At 48.6% G+C, this 21,419-nt stretch carries 21 protein-coding genes and 1 tRNA gene; 2 read left to right on the top strand and 20 right to left on the bottom strand.

Features of this window, described 5'->3' with window-relative positions; all coding sequences use genetic code 11:
- Positions 1–85 precede the first annotated feature (85 nt).
- The 18 genes from E5331_RS18000 to E5331_RS18085 all read right to left on the bottom strand — a co-directional run bounded on the left by E5331_RS18000 (position 86) and on the right by E5331_RS18085 (position 17,748).
- A complete protein-coding gene (locus tag E5331_RS18000) occupies positions 86–280 on the bottom strand; it encodes a hypothetical protein (protein ID WP_123482236.1) in 195 nt (64 codons plus the stop codon).
- A gap of 2 nt (positions 281–282) precedes the next feature.
- On the bottom strand, positions 283–960 hold the full coding sequence (locus tag E5331_RS18005) for a 3'-5' exonuclease (RefSeq protein WP_123482338.1): 678 nt from the start codon (positions 958–960) through the stop codon (positions 283–285).
- 52 nt (positions 961–1,012) lie between these two features.
- On the bottom strand, positions 1,013–1,678 hold the full coding sequence (gene bioD, locus E5331_RS18010) for a dethiobiotin synthase (protein ID WP_123482235.1): 666 nt from the start codon (positions 1,676–1,678) through the stop codon (positions 1,013–1,015).
- Positions 1,679–1,826: 148 nt separating this feature from the next.
- Positions 1,827–3,107, bottom strand: coding sequence for a serine hydroxymethyltransferase (gene glyA, locus E5331_RS18015; protein ID WP_123482234.1), 1,281 nt, complete (start codon positions 3,105–3,107; stop codon positions 1,827–1,829).
- A 199-nt stretch (positions 3,108–3,306) separates the two neighbouring features.
- Positions 3,307–4,581 (bottom strand): NADH:ubiquinone reductase (Na(+)-transporting) subunit F, encoded by a 1,275-nt coding sequence (gene nqrF / locus E5331_RS18020; protein WP_420813854.1) that lies wholly within the window; start codon positions 4,579–4,581, stop codon positions 3,307–3,309.
- 76 nt (positions 4,582–4,657) lie between these two features.
- Positions 4,658–5,272 carry an NADH:ubiquinone reductase (Na(+)-transporting) subunit E gene (nqrE, locus tag E5331_RS18025; protein WP_123482232.1) on the bottom strand — a complete coding sequence of 205 codons (615 nt, stop codon included), beginning with the start codon at positions 5,270–5,272 and terminating at the stop codon, positions 4,658–4,660.
- A gap of 47 nt (positions 5,273–5,319) precedes the next feature.
- Positions 5,320–5,940, bottom strand: coding sequence for an NADH:ubiquinone reductase (Na(+)-transporting) subunit D (locus E5331_RS18030; RefSeq protein ID WP_123482231.1), 621 nt, complete (start codon positions 5,938–5,940; stop codon positions 5,320–5,322).
- A 12-nt stretch (positions 5,941–5,952) separates the two neighbouring features.
- Positions 5,953–6,726, bottom strand: a complete 774-nt coding sequence (gene nqrC, locus E5331_RS18035) for an NADH:ubiquinone reductase (Na(+)-transporting) subunit C (RefSeq protein WP_135986086.1) — start codon at positions 6,724–6,726, stop codon at positions 5,953–5,955.
- A gap of 15 nt (positions 6,727–6,741) precedes the next feature.
- The gene (locus E5331_RS18040; RefSeq protein ID WP_123482229.1) at positions 6,742–7,929 is read right to left on the bottom strand and encodes an NADH:ubiquinone reductase (Na(+)-transporting) subunit B; all 1,188 of its coding nucleotides are present in this window, start codon (positions 7,927–7,929) and stop codon (positions 6,742–6,744) included.
- Between the two features lie 53 nt (positions 7,930–7,982).
- Positions 7,983–9,314, bottom strand: a complete 1,332-nt coding sequence (locus tag E5331_RS18045) for a Na(+)-translocating NADH-quinone reductase subunit A (RefSeq protein WP_135986084.1) — start codon at positions 9,312–9,314, stop codon at positions 7,983–7,985.
- A gap of 176 nt (positions 9,315–9,490) precedes the next feature.
- A complete protein-coding gene (locus tag E5331_RS18050; RefSeq protein WP_123482227.1) occupies positions 9,491–11,125 on the bottom strand; it encodes a tetratricopeptide repeat protein in 1,635 nt (544 codons plus the stop codon).
- Positions 11,126–11,328: 203 nt separating this feature from the next.
- Positions 11,329–12,336, bottom strand: a complete 1,008-nt coding sequence (locus tag E5331_RS18055) for a PstS family phosphate ABC transporter substrate-binding protein (protein WP_123482226.1) — start codon at positions 12,334–12,336, stop codon at positions 11,329–11,331.
- Positions 12,337–12,410: 74 nt separating this feature from the next.
- The gene (locus tag E5331_RS18060) at positions 12,411–12,617 is read right to left on the bottom strand and encodes a hypothetical protein (RefSeq protein ID WP_123482225.1); all 207 of its coding nucleotides are present in this window, start codon (positions 12,615–12,617) and stop codon (positions 12,411–12,413) included.
- A gap of 205 nt (positions 12,618–12,822) precedes the next feature.
- Positions 12,823–13,698, bottom strand: coding sequence for an energy transducer TonB (locus E5331_RS18065; RefSeq protein WP_135986082.1), 876 nt, complete (start codon positions 13,696–13,698; stop codon positions 12,823–12,825).
- A 35-nt stretch (positions 13,699–13,733) separates the two neighbouring features.
- A complete protein-coding gene (locus E5331_RS18070; RefSeq protein WP_123482223.1) occupies positions 13,734–14,519 on the bottom strand; it encodes an ExbD/TolR family protein in 786 nt (261 codons plus the stop codon).
- 4 nt (positions 14,520–14,523) lie between these two features.
- The gene (locus tag E5331_RS18075) at positions 14,524–15,246 is read right to left on the bottom strand and encodes an ExbD/TolR family protein (RefSeq protein ID WP_123482222.1); all 723 of its coding nucleotides are present in this window, start codon (positions 15,244–15,246) and stop codon (positions 14,524–14,526) included.
- 60 nt (positions 15,247–15,306) lie between these two features.
- Entirely contained in the window at positions 15,307–16,152 is an 846-nt protein-coding gene (locus tag E5331_RS18080) for a MotA/TolQ/ExbB proton channel family protein (protein WP_123482221.1), read from the bottom strand.
- 342 nt (positions 16,153–16,494) lie between these two features.
- On the bottom strand, positions 16,495–17,748 hold the full coding sequence (locus E5331_RS18085; protein ID WP_135986081.1) for a phosphoglycerate kinase: 1,254 nt from the start codon (positions 17,746–17,748) through the stop codon (positions 16,495–16,497).
- 321 nt (positions 17,749–18,069) lie between these two features.
- On the opposite strand from E5331_RS18085, the gene E5331_RS18090 reads away from it, so the two are divergent.
- Both E5331_RS18090 and E5331_RS18095 read left to right on the top strand, forming a co-directional pair.
- Entirely contained in the window at positions 18,070–19,545 is a 1,476-nt protein-coding gene (locus tag E5331_RS18090; protein WP_168355293.1) for a RapZ C-terminal domain-containing protein, read from the top strand.
- Positions 19,542–20,270 (top strand): sugar phosphate nucleotidyltransferase, encoded by a 729-nt coding sequence (locus tag E5331_RS18095; protein ID WP_123482218.1) that lies wholly within the window; start codon positions 19,542–19,544, stop codon positions 20,268–20,270. The genes E5331_RS18090 and E5331_RS18095 overlap by 4 nt, the downstream gene beginning before the upstream one ends.
- Positions 20,271–20,673: 403 nt before the next feature.
- Here the strand turns inward: E5331_RS18095 and E5331_RS18100 are convergent.
- Together E5331_RS18100 and E5331_RS18105 are read right to left on the bottom strand one after the other, a co-directional pair.
- Positions 20,674–20,745, bottom strand: a tRNA-Glu gene (locus tag E5331_RS18100).
- Positions 20,746–20,855: 110 nt separating this feature from the next.
- Positions 20,856–21,395, bottom strand: coding sequence for a 30S ribosomal protein S16 (locus E5331_RS18105; RefSeq protein WP_123482217.1), 540 nt, complete (start codon positions 21,393–21,395; stop codon positions 20,856–20,858).
- Between the last annotated feature and the right edge of the window lie 24 nt (positions 21,396–21,419).

Raw genomic sequence — 21,419 nt, forward strand, 5'->3', positions numbered from 1 at the left:
CAGATAAGCGCACGAACATAAATGCGATCGCATTTATGTTCGTGCGCTTATCTGTTGTTAACTTTCTTTTCTATGAAACGGAGGCTTATTTCCGTCGGTTCCTATCCTTTTTCCGCAGGAAGAAGTAGGCGAGGATAATTACGATTGTCTCAGCTGAGAGTGTGGAATAGAAACGGAGAGACTGTCCTGAACGCAACAGGTCAAGACCGAAATATATGGTCATGAATATCGCGTAGGCTGCAAGAAGAAGAGGTACTATCTGGTATCTTTTGAGTTTCATTTCTATGCGGGATTATCGGATGTTTTCTCAGCCAGTACGTTATCATCGGAAATCTCCATGAGATATGGCGATTCATCGGGATTGAAGTTTCCGGCAGAGAGATAGTCGTAGATGTGCACGCAAGCCATTGCATCGAGGGCCGCATACGATTGCTGGGCTGACGAGAGCTGCTCCGCTTCCCAATTGGTGAGCCGTTGACCTTTTGAGATGCGTTTGCCGAAAAGGATGGCATATATCCTTGACAGGCTATTATCGGCAATACGGAATTGCTTCACGTAGTTCTGTAGATCGATAAAGCCTTGTGGAGATATATGGGTAAGTTTATTCAGATTGTGGAAATCATCATGAATAGACACCCCGATTTTAAGAATTGACGGATCCTCAAGCAGATCTGTAATGATGGGTGAGATTCCGGTGTGGTTAATCCGGAAAAGGAATGCATCATCGCGGGTGGACAGCTGCAGGAGCGACACGGTATTGACCTGTCCTTTCCTGAAGCTTGGTCTGGTCTCGGTATCAAATCCAATCACGTCAGATTTCCTCAAGATCTCAATTGCTCCCGTAATATCCTCAGAAGAATCAATCACGTGAGTCGTACCCGGGAATTGCATTGCCGGCATATCAGAAAGCTGTCGTTTTGATATAGATATTATTTTATTTTGTTGGTTAGATAGATTCATTTCTTTGGTTATGGTTTTCACATCATATTGGTAATAGTGTTGAAAAAATGCATCATTCATCTGTTATGACAGGCATCTCCATCCAGATTGTCTCCGGACTGAATGAAGCGAGCCAATTGCGCAGATATTTCCTGGTGTCGGCACAAATAGTCTGATCCTTGTCGAAGAAAGGATTATATACCACGGCAAAAATTTCGATGCCATAAGACGGGAGGGTCTTAAACGTCAGCAGGGCATGGTTGATTGAGCCGAGTTGCCCGGTGACAGCCACGACTACAGGCAGCCTATGGTCAGCGATATAGTCGGCTGTGAGGTAATTCCCGATAAGAGGCACCATCAGTCCGCCAGCGCCTTCCACGAGAACATGGCTGTAGCGTTGCCGCAGTGTGTCGGTGGCATTTGATATGGCGTCAAGGTCGATCTGCCGATGGTCGATCTCTGCGGCAAGATGAGGAGATGCCGGATAAGAGAATATCTGAGGGGCGGTGATTCCGGAAAGATCCTCCGGGAGATATCCGCTCCGCATTATGGATCGGTGCCGGTCGATATCCTCACTTTTCCCGATGTTGCCGGTCTGTATCATTTTCTGAGTTATGCAGGAAATTCCGACAGAGTTCATTTCACGCGCCAGCCATCCTGTCACGAAACTTTTGCCGACATCCGTGCCGATGCCGGTAATGAAGAGAGCGGGAGGGAATTTGATTTCAGAGAAGTTCATTTTCTTATAAAACCTTTACGATATGAAGTTGTCTAAACTTCAATGCAAAGATAATGCCGAAGTATGATAAATGCAAAATAAAAAGTAAAAAAAGAGGAACGCGTCTGGCGTCCCTCTTTATTATACATATTGCGTATGACGTCGGATTTTACCAAGCAAACATCGGATAGTCGTTCATCATCTCGTTTACCTCACGACGCACATCGGCAATCACTTTCGGATCGTCGGCATTGGATAGCACCTTGTCGATAAGCTCGGCGATGGTCTCCATAAGATCCTCCTTCGCACCGCGTGTGGTGATTGCGGCAGTTCCGAATCTCAATCCGGAAGTGAGGAATGGAGAGCGGCTGTCGTAAGGCACCATGTTCTTATTGGCGGTTATGTCGGCCTCCACGAGCACGCGTTCTGCCTTCTTGCCGCTCATCTCAGGGAACTTGGGACGCAGGTCTACGAGCATGCAGTGGTTGTCAGTTCCGTCAGAAATGATCTTGTATCCACGTCTGATGAGCGCGTCGGCGAGTGCGTCGGCATTCTTTCTTATCTGGATGGCATATTCTTTCCAGCTTGGCTGAAGAGCCTCACCGAAAGCCACAGCCTTCGCGGCAATCACGTGCTCGAGCGGACCACCCTGTACGCCGGGGAAGACGGCAGAGTCGAGAAGAGCGGACATTTTCTTGATTTCTCCCTTGGGAGTCTTCTTACCCCAGGGATTGTCGAAATCCTTACCCATTAGGATAAGACCGCCTCGCGGACCACGGAGAGTCTTGTGGGTGGTGGTTGTGACGATATGGGCGTGCTTCACGGGGTTCTCAAGCAGACCTGCGGCGATAAGACCTGCGGGGTGTGCCATATCGACCATGAAGATCGCTCCGATTTCGTCGGCGAGCTTGCGGATACGTGCGTAGTCCCATTCGCGGCTATATGCACTGCCTCCGGCAATTATCAGCTTCGGACGCATGGCGCGAGCTTTCTCTTCCATCTCCTCATAGTTTACTCTACCGGTATCGGCGCATACTGTGTAGCTGATGGGATTGAAGTGCAGACCGGAAAAATTGACGGGGCTGCCATGGCTGAGATGTCCGCCGTGGCTGAGATCCATGCCCATGAAAGTGTCGCCCGGTTGCAGGCACGCCATGAATACCGCCATGTTTGCCTGTGCTCCGCTATGAGGCTGCACGTTTGCCCATTCAGCTCCGAAAAGCTTTTTGGCACGCTCGATAGCGATGGTCTCGGCTTCATCTACGATCTGACATCCGCCGTAGTAACGATGTCCGGGATATCCTTCGGCATATTTGTTGGTAAGGCATGATCCCATGGCACGCATCACCTCGTCGCTGACGAAGTTCTCACTGGCGATAAGCTCGATGCCGCGACGCTGACGAAGATGTTCACGGTCAATAATGTCAAAGATTTCGTTGTCTCTCTCCATGATGTAAGAGTGTTTACGTGTTGGTGAATTGAAAGTAAAAACAATGCCGCATTAGCGGAATTGACCGTGCAAAGATAATGATATGGGTGGAAATCTCCAAATATATTTGCAGATTTCCACCCATAAGATGTAATGTTTGTATGATTTGACCGTTTGCGCAAGCTGATTGCTTCAGCGCGATCGTCAGACTGTCAGATTGTCAGCCTCCGAAGTTATCGTAATGGATAGACTCAGGCTCCACGCCGAGGTTGTAGAGCATGTTGTTGACAGCGTTGCTCATCGGACCGGGACCGCACATGTAGTATTCGATATCCTCGGGAGCCTCATGATCCTTCAGATAGGTCTCATACATCACCTGATGCACGAATCCGGCAGTATATTTCACGCCAGCAGCGTCAGCTGCTGGGTCCGGACGGTCAAGCGCGAGGTGGAACTTGAAGTTGGGGAAATCCTTCTCAAGCTGTAGGAAGTCGTCAAGATAGAACACCTCGTTGAGCGCACGGGCACCGTAGAAATAGTGCATCTTGCGGTCGGTGGTGTGAAGGGTCTTGGTCATCCACATGATTTGCGCACGCAGCGGAGCCATACCGGCACCACCACCTACCCATATCATCTCAGCCTTGGAGTCGACGATAGGATGGAAGTCGCCGTAAGGACCACTCATCATCACCTTGTCGCCAGGTTTCAGAGAGAAGATATAGGATGATGCTATGCCGCACGGCACGTCCTGGAAGCCGACCTGTGGTCTTGGCTTGAAGGGGGGAGTGGCGATACGCACGGTGAGCATGATTCTGTCGCCCTCTTCCGGATAGTTTGCCATAGAATAGGCACGAACGGTCTCCTCCGTATTCTTCGCCTTGAGCGAGAAGAGCCCGAATTTCTCCCAGGCGGGAAGATACTCGTCGGTGATGAGGCTCTTGTCGATATCTCCGTCGTAGGTCATCTCATATTTCGGGATTCGTATCTGAGCGTAAGAACCCGGGATGAAGTTCATGTGTTCGCCCTCAGGCAGACGCACGATAAACTCCTTGATGAAAGTGGCGACGTTCTTGTTGGAAATCACCTCACATTCCCATTCCTTGACATCGAGGGCAGCCTCATCAAGATGTATATCCATATCGTTCTTCACCTTCACCTGGCAGCCGAGACGCCAGTGGTCTTTGATCTGACGGCGGGTGAAGTGTACGGCTTCAGTGGGGAGCATGTCGCCGCCGCCTTCAGTGACCTGCACCTTGCACTGTCCGCAGCTACCTTTACCACCACATGCGGATGAGAGGTGCACACCTCCGTCGGCGAGAGTGGCGAGTAGGGATTTACCGCTTGCAGCGTTCACGGTCTTTTTGCCGTCGTTGATATTGATCGTCACTTCGCCCGACGCCACGAGAAAGCGTTTCGCGGTGAGAAGGATCATGACCAGCACGAGGACGATGACAAAGAAAATCAACGCCGCCACGATTACTGAATTCCAGTGGATCATATTAAGTAATGACATAATGAAATAGTTGTTTGTTACCTAACGTTCCGGACACGTCCGGAGCAATCAGGCGGTGTTAGAGTTTAATGCCGAGGAAGCTCATGAAAGCGATGCCCATCAGACCGGTGATTATGAAAGTGATGCCTATGCCACGCAGCGGAGCCGGAATCTGGCTGTAGGCGAGACGCTCGCGGATAGCGGCGAGACACGTGATGGCGAGAAGCCAGCCAATGCCGGAGCCTGCACCGTAGACAGTGGCTGTCCATGCGTTGGTAAATTCACGCTGCTGCATGAAGAGGACGGCACCGAGAATCGCACAGTTCACTGCAATCAACGGCAGGAAGATGCCGAGCGATGAATATAGTGCGGGAGAATATTTCTCGATAGCCATCTCCAGAATCTGGACGAGGGCAGCAATCACGGATATGAACATTATCAGACCGAGGAAGCTGAGGTCGGTGTCGGCATATTCCTCACCGAGCCAGCTGAGTGCGCCGGGCACAAGGATGTATTCATTGATACACCATGTGACGGGAAGTGCGATTATCAGAACGAAGCTCACTGCCACGCCGAGACCGAACGCGGTCTTGACGTTCTTCGACACGGCAAGGAACGAACACATGCCGAGGAAGTAGGCAAATATCATATTGTCGACAAAGATCGACCGAATGAACAGATTTAAATTTTCCATAACTCAATTTGTGATAACTCAAATAATGATGTTTAAGAGATAAGGAATTATTCCTGAAGATCTTTGTTGCGTGCGCGATGCACCCAGATGATACAAGCCGCAGTGATAAGAGCCATCGGCGGGAGAATCATCATGCCGTTGTTCTGATAGCCATGGTCGTATAGCCATTGAGGAATCACCTGGCAACCGAAGAGAGTGCCGCTTCCGAGGAGTTCACGGAAGAAAGCGATGATCACGAGGATAATGCCATAGCCGAGACCGTTGCCGATGCCGTCGAGGAACGAAGCCCAGGGGCGGTTGGTCATGGCGAAAGCCTCAAGACGACCCATGATGATACAGTTGGTGATGATAAGACCGATGAACACGGAGAGCGCCTTGCTCACCTCATAGTTCCAGGCTTTCAGCACCTGGTCGACGATTACTACAAGAGCCGCCACCACCACGAGCTGAACGATGATTCGTATCGAGGTCGGGATAGTGTTGCGGAGTAGGGAAATTATCACGTTGGCGAGAGCGAGCACGGCAGTCACGGATATTGTCATGACGAGAGCAGGCTCCAGCTTTGCGGTCACAGCGAGTGCTGAACAGATTCCCAGCACCTGGACAATGACCGGATTATCTTTCGAAAGAGGATTTACGAGAGGTAGTAAAGATTTATTTACGTTCATAATCTGGGAATCTTATTTTTCAACGTTTGATTCGCCTTCATCGGCACGTATTGATGCTGTCATGTTGGTCTCGGGAGTGGCAGCGAGCAATTCGCGGAAGAAGGCAGCATAAGGCTCAAGTGAGTTCAGGAGCATTGCCTGGACGCCCTGGCTCGTGATTGTGCCGCCGCTTATGGCGTGCACCCATGCGCGGTCGGCAGGTTCCTTACCGGTCTTCACGACTGCCACAGAAGTGAAGTCGCCGCCGGGCGCAAAGATATTCTTGCCTTCAAACTGTCCGGAGAAAGCGGGTTTCTCAATCTCGGCACCCAGACCCGGAGTCTCACCCTGATGAGCGAAATAAGCTCCGTAGATAGTGTCGCCGTTGGCATCAAATGCGAGATAACCCCAGATCGGACCCCAAAGACCGGCACCGTATACAGGCACGATATATTTCATACCGTCGGGAGTGTTACATTCAAACACGGGGAGAAGACGCTCTTCAGCCGGTTTCTTCACCTCGAGCGATACTTTCACGTCAAACGGATTGACTTTGGAATCCACCTTCTGACCCTCTGCATTCACGATATAGGAATCCTTGATATGCTCGGAATAAAGGTCGGCGATGGTCTGCCCGTCCTGTGGCACGATTCGTGCGGATGCAAGGATCTGACGTTTCGTGTCGTTGGCGATATTCTCCAACTGTTGCGGACGGAGTGCCTGATATACCACAGAAAGAACCACTCCCACTACTATCACGAGCACGGTGGAGTAGATGATGGTGTATAAGTTGCTTTGTCGATTCATAGTTGCAGGAGCATTTTAATTCTTTACTATAGTACGTTTGAGACGACGGTTGATATTTGCATTCACCACGCAGTAGTCGATGAGCGGAGCGAAGCAGTTCATGAGAAGAACGGCAAGCATCGCACCCTCGGGATAGCCGGTGTTGTAGCATCTGATTATTATTGCAATCGCACCGATGAGGAAGCCGTAGATATACTTGCCGATATTTGTGCGGCAGGCGGTCACGGGGTCAGTAGCCATGAACACGATTGCAAATGCGAATCCGCCTAGACAGAGCTGCTCTACGGGTGAGAGGTAGGTCACGGGATAGAGCGGAGTGGCGAAATTATTTGCCAGCACCGACATCAGGAGAGCACCCACCACACCTGACACGATAATTCTCCAAGAGGCGATACCTGTGGCGAGAAGTATGGCGAGTCCAATAAGGATGCAGAGAGTGGAGGTCTCACCCCATGATCCGGGATAAAGACCGAGGAACATATCTGCCAAAGATAGGGGAGAGCCTGTCACACCGAGCACTTCCGCCTGACCGGCAGATGAAGCGAGCTGACCGAGGGGAGTTGCACCGGAGAAACCATCTACGGCAGCTGACTCACCAAGCGATACAAACACGTGGTCACCGCTCATCTGAGAGGGATATGCGAAGAATAGGAATGCACGGGTGACGAGCGCGACGTTAAGGAAGTTGTAGCCGGTGCCACCGAATACTTCTTTAGCGAAAATCACGGCAAACGCCACAGCCACTGCAAGCATCCAGCAGGGAGTCTCCACGGGGCATATCATCGGGATGAGTATGCCGGAGACGAGGAACCCTTCCTGAATCTCGTGACCGCGGATCTGAGCCACGACAAACTCAATGCCGAGACCCACGATATAGGCTGTCAGTATCTGGGGAAGCACTGCCCAGAATCCGTAGAAGAATAGATGCAGCAGCGAATGGTCGGTGTCGCCGATGGCAAGCGCATGCTGAAGCCCGACGTTCCACATGCCGAAAAGACAGCAGGGGAGAAGGGCTATCACCACCATGATCATCGTGCGCTTCGAGTCGTTGCTATCATGGATATGCACGCCGGAGCCGGAGGTCTCGTTGGGGGTGAAAAGGAATGTGTAGAACCCGTCGAACACGGAGTGAAGTTTCTCAAACTTGCCCCCTTTCTCGAACTGTGGTTTCACACTGTCGATTTTTTTCTTTAATCCTTTCATCTGATATTAAGAAGTAATGAGTATTATTTTGAAACGCAAACCGTAGAGTCCGGTCATGAAAGTTCCTTGCGCAGATTGTCAAGTCCCTCTCTCACTATTTTCTGAAGCTCAATCTTTGAGGTGTCGACAAATTCCGGGAGAGCGAAGTCTTCCGGAGCCACTTCATAGATGCCGAGTTTCTCCATCCTGTCGATATCTCCGGCGATGATAGCCTTCAGCAGATATTCCGGATAGATGTCAAACGGGAACACCTTGTCATATTCCCCACTGAGAATCATCGCACGATGTCCTCCCTTTATACGGGCGTCAAAGTCGAAAGGCTTAGACAAACCTCTAAGGAAAGCCGGGAACGAGCGTTTTACACTGTATTTCATGGGGCTTACTGATGCCCATCCCATGAATTCATCGGCATGGTTACCCTCTTCGATGACAGTGATCTGGCGATAAGGATAATGCAGGAATCCATCTTTGGAGGTCTTTATGCCGGTGAGCACATTGCCTGAAATGATGCGTATGTCGGAATCCGACTTGAGCTGACCGTCAAGCAAGCCTGACAAGGCGGCTCCGGCGAAAGTGGAGACGATATGCGGATTCTTTACCAACGGACCGGTCAGAGCCACGGAAACAGAGAAGTCGAGCTTACCCTCCTCACAAAGTTTGCCGATCTTTGCAGCTGTGACAGCATCCAGGGTCCAGACGGTCTCACCCTTGTTTACCGGTTTGATTGCGGCAATCTGAGTGCCGACGTTTCCGGCGGGATGCGGGCCTTCAAATTCATACACAGTTGCAGCCTGAGAAGAGATTGAAGATCCGGCTTTCACTCCAAGGAAAACTTTCCCCGTAGTCAGTTTGGCAAGCGCACGTAAGCCTTTCTCGAGCCATTTCGTATTTTCCGCGTCAAGCATTTCAGGAGCCAGCGGGGCAGAATCGAAAGATGTGACGAAAATGTCGCGTGGAGCCACTTCAGGATCAGGAACTATGTCGTATGGACGCTGGCGCATCATAGCCCAAAGACCTGACTCAAGCATAGCTTGTCTGATCTGTTCAGGCGAAGATGCCTTGGGTCGGTTCTCAGCGTTACTGTCGTCCTGTTGCTTGATGATACTGATGTAGTCGATGTGGCGACGTTCCCCCCTCTTTACCTCGGTTACTGTGCCCGATACGGGAGAAACCAACAGGATTTTGCCGTAAGCCTTGTCTTTCAAGAGCGGATCGCCGGCGGCTACAGAGTCGCCCGGTTTGACCACAGCTTTCCATACGGGTCCCGGAAAATCGTCGGGACAGATGGCAAAAAGAGTTGTTTTGTTGTCAGCCTTAACCTCAGAAGAGGGTTTTCCCGACAAAGGGATGTCGAGCCCCTTCTTTATACGTATGATTTCAGCCATATATAAATTATAAAAATGTGACCTATGTCACCCTTCATAATACTTATGAAGAATGCCACAGTTTTTTGATGATTCAAATATGTTGCAAAGTTACTAATAATCGCGAATTTGTGCAAAAAAAACTTCCCGCATGAGCCATGCGGGAAGTTTTTTTATTAATAGACGGTGAATTGTTCTTATTTAAGTCCCTCTACAAACTTGCGGTACTGCTCGTTGTTGGGGTCATATTGCAGATACTTGTTGAAGTATTCCTTGGCTTTCTCCACGTCTTTCTGATCGAGATAGTAGTTGCCCATGTAGTTGTACATCTCCTTGGCATCGGAAGCATAGCGGGATGGATCTTTGCTTGCCTCAAGAAGGGCGATTGCCTCAGTATAGGCGGGAACGGCAGCAGAAGCTACGGATGCCTCGTCTGCTTTCTGTTTAGCGATGTCGCCGGCGAATTTCTTAGGCTTGTAGTTGTCGGGAAGAATCTCTGCAGCCTTGTCAGCATAGCTCTGAGCTATTGCATAATACTTATCGGCAGTGGCAGGATCATTAGCCTTGTTCTCAACGCCGGCATAGAAAGCGAATGTGGCCTGCTGGATGAAGTCGTTGTAGCCGGGTTTCTCAGAGTTTGCGATATAGCCCTCGTAAGCCTCAGCAGCCTTGGAGAGATTGTTTTCCTCCACGTAGGTCATTGCAAGCTGCTTGTAGAACTCACGGTTCTCTGGCATTTCTTTGATAGCCTCCTCAAGGAGAGCCTGTGCTTCCTGCGGACGTTTTGCCGTGTTCAGCTCCTGAGCGATAAGTATGTAGTCGATGGGCGCAAACTTGTTGGCGGGATTGCTCTTGTGTGCAGCTACGAGTGCCTCAGCCATGGGGAGCATCTGCGGAGCCATCTCCTTTATCTGCGCGGCGTTCATAAACTGGTAACGCTGTGCGGTGAAGTTTGAGGGATTCGCCTTCAGAAGCTCAGTGGAATAGTCGTAACCTTTCTGGAAGTCACCACCGTAGAAGAGAAGGAATGCATAGCGGTCTTCGTCCTGCTTGAAGTGGTTGGGGTTCTTCACGTATTTCCCATACTCTGTGGCAGCCTCCTTGAATTTCTGGGCATTGTAGTAGGCGTTGGCAAGCTCTCTCTGCGCAAGGGCTGAAGTCGGATTTACAGAAAGGAGCTTATTGAGCATGTCGATAGCATATTCCGGATTCACCATGGTGAATAGGTTGGCATATTTCACGTATGCCTCGGAAGCATTGGGATCGTAGGTTGTAGCCATCTCATACTGGCTTCCTGCACCACCGAAATCCTTGTTGTCTTTCTTGCGGTCGCCTTCAAAAAGATAAATGTCGGCTTCCTGCATATTGGTCTTGCGAGCCTTCTCCACGCGTTTCTCAATCTCTTTTGCATATACGACGGGATCTGCTCCATAGTATGCGCGTGCGATTGCGATGTGTAGCGCAGCACTCTTCTTCTCTTTGCCTTCAGCCATCTTGAACTGTTTCTCGGCAGCAGCTTTATCGCCATTGAGAAGGTCGACGAATCCGAGACCCACGTAGTTGTAGGCATATTCGGGATTAGCTGCTACGCCGGCATCGAAATATTTTGCAGCCTCCGACTTGTTGCCTTCCTCAAGAGCAATCATGCCGAGATAGTAGTTGCTGATCGACTTGTCGGTCCCGGCATTGTTCATGTTTCTCAGGAGAAGTTCTTTTGCGTTTGCAAACTGGTCTGCCTTATAATACTCCTGACCCTCTACGTGAGTCTGAGCGAAAGAGGGTATTGCAGCTGCCGCAATCAAAGCGGACGCGAAAATAAATTTGAATTTCATCTGTATGATAATAAAATTATTTGTTTGCTATTGTATAGAAATGACTCACAAAATTAATAAAAAAAATCTATGATATGTCATTCCGGATGTATTTTATAACTGATTTCTATCCAATAATTGCATAAAAGAGGATTAATTTTAATTTTTTTTACAAAAATCCCCCTACATTTCATGCAAGGGGACTCTATAATAAGGTGTGTGTGCTATATCACTTCCACTACCCTTGGATTCATGTGGTATGGCAGGATTCCTGTCAGGGAGATGATTTTCTGCCCTACAAATCCGGTCAGGAATACGTAGAAACTATGCAACACGGTGGAGTTGCTTGCCGTAGACACCATATATATTTTTCTGACGAGCGGATATTCGCCGGAGTATATGTATGCCTGGTAAGGCTTATAGGCGACCAGGCTGAAGTCGTTTGCTTCCGTCGGGTTGCTCACCTTCATTATGTTCACTTCCGAGGTGAGCGTAGTGGCTATTGTGTCTGTCTCGTTCTTGTAATCCTCCATTCTCTGGTCCATAGGTATTTTCTTCGCTACGCTAAGGTCGTCACCGAGCCAGCTCACGCTTATGACACCGAGAGCATCCGGATCATTCTTTACGATGTCAAACACCTGCGCATTGTTGTTTTGCGCGAAAGAGTTGGTTTTTTCTGCCAGTTTTTCCCCTTCGGCGAGAAACTTATCACGGATGTATGACACGGTTGACGATTCTGCATTGTCAAACACAATCTTTATGGCTGTGGTGTCGTTCCCTGCCAGCTGACTCCATTTCGTGATCTTACCGTTGAAAATGTCGGCAATCTCTGTCATGGATAGGGCAGAGACGGGATTCTTCTTATTTGTGATCAAGGCAACGGCATCGACAGCGATGCAATTCTGTCTCACCACTCTCTTATGCTTCGCCTTCATATATTCGATCTGCTCCTTGGTGAGCTGTTTCGATGTGATTATTGCCTGCGTGGCGTCAGCGGTCAGGGAGTCGAGAGCCTCCCCCTCGCTGACGTAGAAAGGTATGATTGAGGCGTTGGGATATGAATATTCAAACACTTCAATCTCTTCGTCAAGAATATTCTTGAAACCGTCGTCGCAGAATATCGTGGCACTTCCGGAGGCATATTCACCCCTTTTCACAGGAGTGCAACTCACTGCCCCCATGACTATAGCCATCAGGGACAGTGACAATGTTGTGGATTTGAGTAATTTCATATAATTCGGTTTTAATGTCGGGATATATGTGTCGGTATGCCTGCGCCATCTTCAAATGAGAGGCAAGGGCTGCGTCACATCCCCCTATAGAGCCGGTAGCCTCTCCAGACGCCATAGACGCATAAGACAATTCCGACGATAAAACTGATGACGTTATTATCAATATTGAATACGTCAAAAATAAATAACAGACCGACTGCAACGTATACAATCACCATGAAAATGCCAAATACAAGGCGTCCGCCTTTAGGCATGTTGTTGAAATTATTTTCAGTGCTCATAACTCGATGTTTTATATGTTTTTCTATTATTTTAACAACTCAGGCTGAAGTATGTTCGCCAATAATAAAAAAAATATCGGAATCCCGATGCCGGCATCGGGATAATTTCCGGTAGCGTCCCCGGTCTTGTCAAGAAAAAAGGAAGAGACTTTTGAGGTCTCTTCCTTCTTATCAGGACACTTCCGCCGGGCGGAAGATAGGGTCATCAGTTGTTCTGAAGTTTGAATGTGACAGGGAGGTTGAAGTAAGAACGAACGGAGACGCCATTGTTCTTGCCGGGCTGCCATTTCGGCATCTTCTTGACAACTCGGAGAGCCTCGCGGTCAAGATCCTTGTCGACACCCTTCACGATAGTTGCGGCACCGATAGAACCGTCTTTCTCAACGACGAACTTCACGACCACGCGGCCCTGGATGTCGTTCTGCTGAGCTGCCTCAGGATAACGGATATTGTTGCTGAGCCATTTCATCAGGGCTGCCATACCACCGGGGAATTCAGCGGGCTGCTCTACAGCCACGAAAATCTCCTCCTCTACGGGTTTAGCCTCGGGTTCGGGTTCTTTTACAATCACCTGTTCCTGCACGGCCTTGAATTTATCGGCATCATCAGAACCTTCTTGGTTGACAACACCACGTGCGGTGTTATCCTCCTTCTGTTCTTCCATATCCATCACCTCGTTTTTCACCTTGTCGGCGTCAACGATGGCGATCTGGGTCACCTGTACGGTAGCAAGTACCTCTTCAGGCACCTCAATTTCCGGCTGCTCAAACTTCACCTCTTCGGGTTCGGGTTCGGGTTCGGGTTCAGATTCTTCCTGCTGGAGGAGTTCTGCCGCAGCCATTTTCTCACGTTGTTCCTGAAGTGCTATTGCATCTTGCTCTGCTTTATAGTCTGAATACTTTGAATAACAGAGGATAAGGATAAACACGATAACAAGACCGATGAGTGTGTATACAACTGCGAGGTTGTGGCGTTTGTCGCTTGACTTACGTAGCTGGTATGCGCCAAATTCTTTATTTTTATCGGCAAATACCAAATCACGCCATTCTTTTGATGTAAGATCTACATTTCTTTTAGCCATTTCTTTTTCTGCTTTAAGGGTTAATAAATCTTATATCACTGTTGATTACGGCTTTGGAAGTCAAGAATCATCACAGAGTCAGCGCGAGTCATGTTGTCAATCTGATATTTTGAGATTGAGTTAATCTGCATCTCGTCAAGAATCTCCACAAGACTACCGAAGGAAGCCTGGGGGGTAGACTTGATGATTACCACGGGCTTTTTGAGATTCTCATTCTTTCTTATTTCAGAAGCAGCCTCATCATAGGCCGCCTGGGCTTTCTCGCGGTCAGCCTTAGTCTCAAGGCTGCCAAAACCTCCGTCGGCATACTTCTTCTTAATATTGTTGATCTCAACGAGCACGTCGTGGTTACGCTGCTGGATAATCTGGCGAATGCCACGAGGGGTGTGGACTCCACCATTTACTTCATCGGTGAGGAACTCAGATTTCTGAATGTTGTTGTTTTCAGAAAGTACAGTTCCACCGGCACCAAACATACCGGCGTCGCCACCGGGTTTGCCGAAGTAGTAGTATACCTCATTCACCACCTGTCCGTTGACAGAGTCAACTTCATTAGAACCTTTCTTACGCTTTGCGTCGATGATGATGGTCACAGCATCATCGGCGGAAGCCTGCGACATGTTCTCCTGATTCTCCACCTTCTCGTTAGAAGGGAGAGCGATGGTGAGAGTCTGCGATTTAATCATTGTCGTACAGAGCATGAAGAACGTAATGAGCAACATGTTCATGTCGACCATCGGCGTGAAATCCACGCGGATCTGCATCTTTTTCTGGGCGCCTTTCTTGCCGTTGCCGCCCGAATTTTGTTGAACTTCTGCCATGGTCTTATTCTCCTGCTTTAAGTGCGGTCAAAAATGTAAACTTATTCATGTGGATAGTCTGAAGATTATCCATCACCATGTGGATGATATCGAACGGAGTGTTCTGGTCCGCCTTGATGGCTACGCCTGTACCGTCTTTGATTGACTGTGCGAGGTTTTCGTTCTCAGTCTGGCGGAGTGCTTTCATCCACATCTGGAATTCATTCGGTGTGCTCTCATCGGAGTTCCAAGATACGGGGATTCCTGTCACGTGGTTCGGATTTTCATCCTCACCTCCGAGCCATTTGTCCATCTTGGTCTGCCCTTCCTGCTCATCGGCGAGATTCAGGAACTCACCCATCTGCTGGAGAGGCACTCCAAAAGAACCCAATTTGCTGAAGGCCTGCTTCTGTGCAACATTGAAGCTGATTTTGTTCTTATGTGATTCGTTATAGATTTCGCTCACCTTGTCGAGCAACGCCATTCTCATCTTTTCGTTTGACCAAGCTGATGAAGTGTCGTTGTTCATAGTAAGCCAAACCTTTCCTTCCGGGCTTACGAGCACCTGGACGAAGTTGGTCTCCTGCACCTTTTCAGTAGAAACTGAAGGTGGAGTCACCACTGTCGCGGGCTCTTTCTGAAGGAAGGTCGAAGTCAACATGAAGAAGGTAAGGAGCAGCACCGTCACGTCACTCATCGCGGTCATGTCGATGAATGTGCTCTTTCTTGCTATTTTTACTCTTCCCATATTAGCTATAAACTTATTCGGTTTGGTAAATTGAAATTATCGTTTTCGGGCAGTCACTGATTAGTGAGTTGCTGCGAAAGTAGCTACGATTGAGAAACCGATTTCGTCGATAGCGTAGGTCAGGTTGTCGATCTTGTTGGTGTAGAAGTTATAAGAGATAACTGCGAAAGCACCGGTTGCGATACCGAATGCAGTGTTCACAAGTGCCTCAGAAATACCGGTAGAGAGCTCAGTCGAGTCAGGAGAACCGGAAGAAGCAAGAGCCTGGAATGATTTGATCATACCCATAACGGTTCCGAGAAGACCGACGAGAGTACCGAGAGTTGTGAGGGTAGCCACGATGGGGAGGTTCTGAGAAAGAGCCGGCATCTCAAGAGCTGTAGCCTCTTCCACCTCGTTGCGGAGGGTAGTGAGTTTCTGCTCTTTGCTGAGGACAGTGTTAGCGTCCATCTCTTTGTACTTCACGAGAGTGTTGTAAACTACAGAAGCAACAGAACCTTTCTGCTGACGGCAACGCTGCATAGCTGCGTCAATGTTGTTCTTGGCAAGGTCAGCCTTGATGTCTGCAACGAACTTAGTTGTGTTGCCTTTGCCGGAAGCAGAGCTGATTGCAATCCAACGTTCAATAGAAAGTACGATTACGGTGAGGAAGAGGGTCATAAGGATAGGCACGATGAAACCACCTTTGTAGACAGTACCTGCGAGGTTGATAGGATGTCCTGCGGGATCGTTACCCTCGAAGTTGCCGGGTGCGCCCATACCGAAGAGGAAGATGCAGACAGCTGCTACTGCGCATGCAATGATTACGAAAAACGCGTTGCGGATACCACGCACGTTGCTGATTTTCTCTTCCTTTTTCACTTTGGCTGCCACTGAAGAAGGAGCCTTAGAATTCTGAGATTCCATAATGTTAAATTTGTTTGAATTTTGTTTGTGAATATTGTGTTTTTTTGAATTATTTGTGTTGTCTTGGTACGCTGGTGGCTATCGCGTCAGCTATTTGGGTTTTTCATGCCTTGGACGAGTTTTCTACCTTTAGAACCTATGACAATGCAAAATTACAATTAAATTTGAAAAAAACAATATTTTATTTTAAAAAAAATGTTTTCATAGAACCCTAAAATTTTAAATAATGTAAAATTTAGGGAATTTTTGGAATGAATTTGCTGATTTATAAATAGAAAGGCAGTTCTTGCGACAAAACAGCCGCAAGGACTGCCTTTTTTATAAATAGTCAGAATTTATCAATCAGTCTTCTTTTACAGCAGCAACTCCGGGAAGTACTTTGCCTTCAATTGCCTCAAGGAGCGCACCGCCGCCGGTGGATACGTAAGAAACGCTGTCGGCAAGACCGAACTTGTTGACACAGGCTACAGAGTCGCCACCGCCCACGAGGGAGAATGCGCCGTTCTCAGTTGCCTTCACGATAGCCTCTGCGATAGCGCGTGAGCCGGCTGTGAAGTTGTCAAATTCAAACACTCCGGCAGGACCATTCCAGAGGATAGTCTTCGACGGGATGATAGCCTCTGCGAATGCCTCTCTTGTCTCCGGACCGGCATCAAGACCTTCCCAACCGTCGGGTATGTCGTTTGCGGGGCAGATCATAGTGTTGCAGTCATTCTTGAAGGCATCGCCGGCAACGCAATCAGTGCCGAGGATAAGGTTGACGCCCTTCTCCTTAGCTTTCTTGATGATGTCGAGAGCGAGATCAAGTTTGTCGTCCTCTACGATTGACATGCCGATTTTGCCACCCTGAGCCTTTGCGAATGTATATGTCATACCGCCGCAGAGGATAAGGTTGTCAACTTTGTCCATGAGGTTCTCGATGATGCCAATCTTTGTAGATACCTTTGAGCCACCCATGATTGCAGTGAACGGACGCTTGATATCCTTAAGGATATTGTCGACTGCCTGCACCTCTTTCTCCATGAGATAGCCGAGCATCTTGTTCTCCGGCTGGAAGTAGTCAGCGATTACGGCAGTGGAGGCGTGTTTGCGGTGAGCGGTGCCGAATGCGTCATTTACGTATACGTCGGCGTAGCTTGCCAATTTCTCAGCGAATTTTTTCTGACGCTCCTTCATCTCTTTCTTTGCAGCATCGTATGCGGAATCTGCTTTGTCGATGCCTACGGGCTTACCCTCCTCTTCGGGATAGAAGCGGAGATTCTCAAGGAGAAGCACTTCGCCCGGTTTGAGCTCAGCTACAGCTTCGTCAGCGTTTGCGCAGTCGGGTGCGAATTTCACGTCAGTGCCGAGAGCCTTAGCCACGTCTTCACGGATCTGTGCGAGGCTGAATTTAGGATTAACCTTACCTTTGGGTTTGCCCATGTGCGACATGAGAATCAGGCTGCCGCCGTCAGCAAGAATTTTCTTGAGGGTGGGCAATGCGCCACGAATACGTGTGTCGTCAGTTACATTCCCATTCTCATCGAGGGGCACGTTGAAGTCCACTCTGACAATCGCCTTTTTTCCGGCGAAATTGTAATTATCAATCTTAGCCATTTAATAATATATTGTTAATGTTGACTTTTAGTTGTATCAAATTATTCTTGCAAAATAAGTCTGCAAGGAGAGATGTCTGTTGTTTGTATTAAAGTGTTGCAAAGATAATGAATTTTGTCGGTATTGCAAAGAATAATGTCAATCAATAAAAAAATGCTTAATTTTGTGGTGCGAAAATGAGGGTCTGGAGTGATAATTTGCATTAATAGATACAAAAAAATACGACAGTGACGTCGTTTCCGCGAATTGTCGCGACCCGGGCAGTCAACATTCGCCGATTATTTGCTTATAAAATGTAATAATATGATAGAGGATACGGATATGAAAAAGTGTAGTTTGGAGTCTGACGAAGGTCGGACGCAACAGGCCGGAGGCAGTCCCGTGCAGGCGGTGCGCAGTCTTTATATTAATAAATATGGAGAAGACCCCCACGTGGAGGTGCTGGATGGGGCAGGCTCCGACAGGCGGTATTTCCGGTTGACTTTCTCCGGTAAGCCTTCCGTGATAGCCACGTGGGGGGAGAATATTGCTGAGAACATGGCATTCGTAAGTATGGCGAAGACGTTTCGGAAGAATGGGTGCCCGGTGCCCGAAATATATGCGGAAAACTCCGATTGCAGTGCATATCTTCAGGAGGATTTCGGAGGTTGCAATCTGTTGTCATGCCTTGGAGGTCCTGACCGTATGATGCTTTCGGCAGAGAGTCTGCGGCTTCTTGTCGGGATTCAGACTGTTGACGAGGATGAGTGGAAAGATGAGGTGTATGTGCCGGAGTTCGGGGCGCGTCAGGTGATGTGGGATCTTAACTATTTTAAATATGAGTTCCTGAAGACGTGTGGCTTCGTGTTTGATGAGGATTCTCTTGAGGATGATTTCGAATCATTGTGTGGCGCGCTTACGGGATGCCGTGAGGAATTGAAAGGTTTCATGTGTCGTGATTTCCAGAGCCGCAATATTATGGTGGGTCCCTCCGGGTTGGGATTCATTGATTTCCAGGGCGGCAGGAAAGGACCCTTGCTATATGATGCGGTGTCATTTCTCTGGCAGGCGAAAGCCGGGTTTACGTCAGAGGAAAGAGAAAAATTACTTGCCGCGTATGCCGCCCGGTTGTCATCCGTTAGGGGAGTGGGTTGCGAGGAGATTCTGGAAGGGGTGAGCCGGTTCGCGCTGTTCCGCACGTTGCAGGTGCTTGGGGCATACGGATTGCGGGGATTGGTGGAACGTCGCGCCCACTTCATAGAGAGCATACCCTTGGCACTCGCCAATCTTAAGGAATTGATTGACGACGGAAGTCTGGATGCTTATCCTGAATTGAAGCGGGTGTGTGTGCAGGCGGTCGGAAGCAGGTATGGATTGGTTGATAAGGGTTCGGGACTTACCGTAAAGGTGTATAGTTTCTCCTATAAGAAAGGCTATCCGGAGGATTTGAGCGGCAACGGCGGAGGCTTTATGTTTGATTGCCGAGGAATGCACAATCCCGGACGCTATGATCGCTACAAGCCTCTGACCGGACTTGACGCGCCGGTAAGGGAATTTCTTGAGGATAGGGGAGAGGTAGGTGAGTTTGTCTCGAAGAGCCTTTCGATGGTCTCTCCGAGTGTGAGCCGCTATCTTCAACGCGGATTCAGCTCACTTCAGATAGGATTCGGGTGTACGGGTGGCAGACATCGTTCGGTGTACTGTGCGGAATCCCTTGCCGGTCAACTTGCCGAACGCTTTCCGTCGGCACGTATTGAGCTTGTGCATAGGGAGCAGGGTATTGTGAAAATATATAATGATAAGGAGGAAGGAGAATGAAAGCAATGATATTATGTGCTGGACTTGGGACGCGTCTCCGTCCCTGGACCCTCAGCCATCCTAAGGCATTGGTGCCTGTAGGTGGCGTACCGATGCTTGAGAGGGTGATAGATAAGTTGAGAAGTCAGGGGTTTGATTACATAGTTGTGAACGTTCATCATTTCCCCGAACAGATAGTGGATTTTCTGCGTCAGCGGGATCTTGGGGTGAAGATAGCCGTCAGCGATGAGAGCGACAGGCTCCTCGACACGGGAGGCGCGATAATGAAAGCGGAGGAATTGTTGCGGTTTTCTGATGGACCTGTGCTTGTGCATAATGTCGATATATTGAGTGATGCCGATTTGAGGGGTCTGATGCAGCGTCATATCGACAGCGGTGCCGATTCCACACTTCTTGTTAGTCCGCGTGACTCATCGCGGAAGCTGATTTTTGATGAGTCGATGCGGTTGCGCGGTTGGCATCATTTGGAGAAGGATGTCTACCGACCGGAATGTTATTCAAAGTCGTGCTTCGATCGTGAGTATGCTTTCAGTGGTATCCATGTGGTCGGTGCTGGCGTGTTGGAGGAGATGCACAGGATAGAGGGTGATGAGAGATTCTCGATAATAGATTTCTTGCTGTCGCCGGAGAATAAATGTGAGATCCGTGGATATGTGCAGGAATCGCTTCAGCTTATAGATATAGGAAAGCCCGCGACGTTGTCGCAGGCTCAGTTAATTTTTTGATTAGGACTAATGGGGGCTTAATCAGTGACGATGGTGGTAGATGGTGGAGCTGTGTCTATTTGAATTGAACTGGAAAGTGCATCCTGCAATGAGAAATACCACAGCAATTCCGCCGAGCCACCAAGTCGCGGTTATACTTGTTGTGAAACAAGAAACGATCAAAAGAATAGATCCTATTACATAGGAAATTATGGACAGAGTTTTCATAATTGAATAATTAAATAGTAATGATAAATTAGCACATATTTGAAGTCTGGACAACTTCATTAAGAACATCGTGAAATCACGCGTCTTTACAGAGATAACAAGATGTATGCACCGACGGTTTAACAGCATCAAAGTTTTTTCAAATAAAGGCCGGGGTGCGGACATAAAAAAAGGATTGCGTTAAAGCAATCCTAAGTAGCCGATCCGGGACTCGAACCCGAGTCTCCACCGTGAGAGGGTGGCGTGCTAACCGCTACACTAATCGGCCATTAAAATACCGGATTCGGGTTAGATAAATCCGGTTTTTTGTTTTGACTTTGCAAAGTTAGGCATAAAATCTGAACCTTGCAAATTTTTTTGGAAAAACTTTTCAGAAAATTATTCTGCTGCCTGGTTTTCAGCATTTTCAACTTCTGCCTCAAGAGCGGCCTTAGCAGCCTCTTCCTCAGCAGCGAGTTTCTCAGCTTTCTTCTTAGCTACAGCCTCACCTTTGATTCTGTTTTTCTCAGCCTCAGCCTCGAAACGAGCCTTAGCCTCTTCAGCAGCCTGAGCGGCTTTCTTAGCCTGGGCAGCGGAAGCCTCTTTGTCGCGGCTCTCTTTCCAAGCGTTGAAACGACGCTGAGCCTCTTCTTCGTTGAACGCGCCTTTCTTCACGCCGCCACGGAGATGCTTCATGAGAAGCACACCCTCTTTTGAGAGGATTGAGCGAACTGTGTCGGTAGGCTGTGCGCCAACTTCCATCCAATACAAAGCACGGTCGAAGTCTAAACTTATTGTAGCAGGATTAGTGTTCGGATTATAAGAACCTATCCTTTCAATAAATCTACCATCTCGTGGTGCCCTGCTATCGGCGACTACAATGGGATAATAAGCGTGGCCTTTACGACCATGACGCTGTAATCTGATTTTTGTTGCCATAAAACTTGCCGGTTATTTGTTTTG

The organism is Lepagella muris (genome assembly GCF_004793975.1).
Classification (GTDB): Bacteria; Bacteroidota; Bacteroidia; order Bacteroidales; family Muribaculaceae; genus Lepagella; species Lepagella muris.

Excerpts from the sequence above, each read along its gene's own strand:
- E5331_RS18000 (WP_123482236.1), bottom strand. The coding sequence starts at position 280 with ATGAAACTCAAAAGATACCAGATAGTACCTCTTCTTCTTGCAGCCTAC.
- E5331_RS18005 (WP_123482338.1), bottom strand. The coding sequence starts at position 960 with ATGAATCTATCTAACCAACAAAATAAAATAATATCTATATCAAAACGA.
- bioD (WP_123482235.1), bottom strand. The coding sequence starts at position 1,678 with ATGAACTTCTCTGAAATCAAATTCCCTCCCGCTCTCTTCATTACCGGC.
- glyA (WP_123482234.1), bottom strand. The coding sequence starts at position 3,107 with ATGGAGAGAGACAACGAAATCTTTGACATTATTGACCGTGAACATCTT.
- nqrE (WP_123482232.1), bottom strand. The coding sequence starts at position 5,272 with ATGGAAAATTTAAATCTGTTCATTCGGTCGATCTTTGTCGACAATATG.
- E5331_RS18030 (WP_123482231.1), bottom strand. The coding sequence starts at position 5,940 with ATGAACGTAAATAAATCTTTACTACCTCTCGTAAATCCTCTTTCGAAA.
- nqrC (WP_135986086.1), bottom strand. The coding sequence starts at position 6,726 with ATGAATCGACAAAGCAACTTATACACCATCATCTACTCCACCGTGCTC.
- E5331_RS18040 (WP_123482229.1), bottom strand. The coding sequence starts at position 7,929 with ATGAAAGGATTAAAGAAAAAAATCGACAGTGTGAAACCACAGTTCGAG.
- E5331_RS18045 (WP_135986084.1), bottom strand. The coding sequence starts at position 9,314 with ATGGCTGAAATCATACGTATAAAGAAGGGGCTCGACATCCCTTTGTCG.
- E5331_RS18050 (WP_123482227.1), bottom strand. The coding sequence starts at position 11,125 with ATGAAATTCAAATTTATTTTCGCGTCCGCTTTGATTGCGGCAGCTGCA.
- E5331_RS18055 (WP_123482226.1), bottom strand. The coding sequence starts at position 12,336 with ATGAAATTACTCAAATCCACAACATTGTCACTGTCCCTGATGGCTATA.
- E5331_RS18060 (WP_123482225.1), bottom strand. The coding sequence starts at position 12,617 with ATGAGCACTGAAAATAATTTCAACAACATGCCTAAAGGCGGACGCCTT.
- E5331_RS18065 (WP_135986082.1), bottom strand. The coding sequence starts at position 13,698 with ATGGCTAAAAGAAATGTAGATCTTACATCAAAAGAATGGCGTGATTTG.
- E5331_RS18070 (WP_123482223.1), bottom strand. The coding sequence starts at position 14,519 with ATGGCAGAAGTTCAACAAAATTCGGGCGGCAACGGCAAGAAAGGCGCC.
- E5331_RS18075 (WP_123482222.1), bottom strand. The coding sequence starts at position 15,246 with ATGGGAAGAGTAAAAATAGCAAGAAAGAGCACATTCATCGACATGACC.
- E5331_RS18080 (WP_123482221.1), bottom strand. The coding sequence starts at position 16,152 with ATGGAATCTCAGAATTCTAAGGCTCCTTCTTCAGTGGCAGCCAAAGTG.
- E5331_RS18085 (WP_135986081.1), bottom strand. The coding sequence starts at position 17,748 with ATGGCTAAGATTGATAATTACAATTTCGCCGGAAAAAAGGCGATTGTC.
- E5331_RS18090 (WP_168355293.1), top strand. The coding sequence starts at position 18,070 with ATGAAAAAGTGTAGTTTGGAGTCTGACGAAGGTCGGACGCAACAGGCC.
- E5331_RS18095 (WP_123482218.1), top strand. The coding sequence starts at position 19,542 with ATGAAAGCAATGATATTATGTGCTGGACTTGGGACGCGTCTCCGTCCC.
- E5331_RS18105 (WP_123482217.1), bottom strand. The coding sequence starts at position 21,395 with ATGGCAACAAAAATCAGATTACAGCGTCATGGTCGTAAAGGCCACGCT.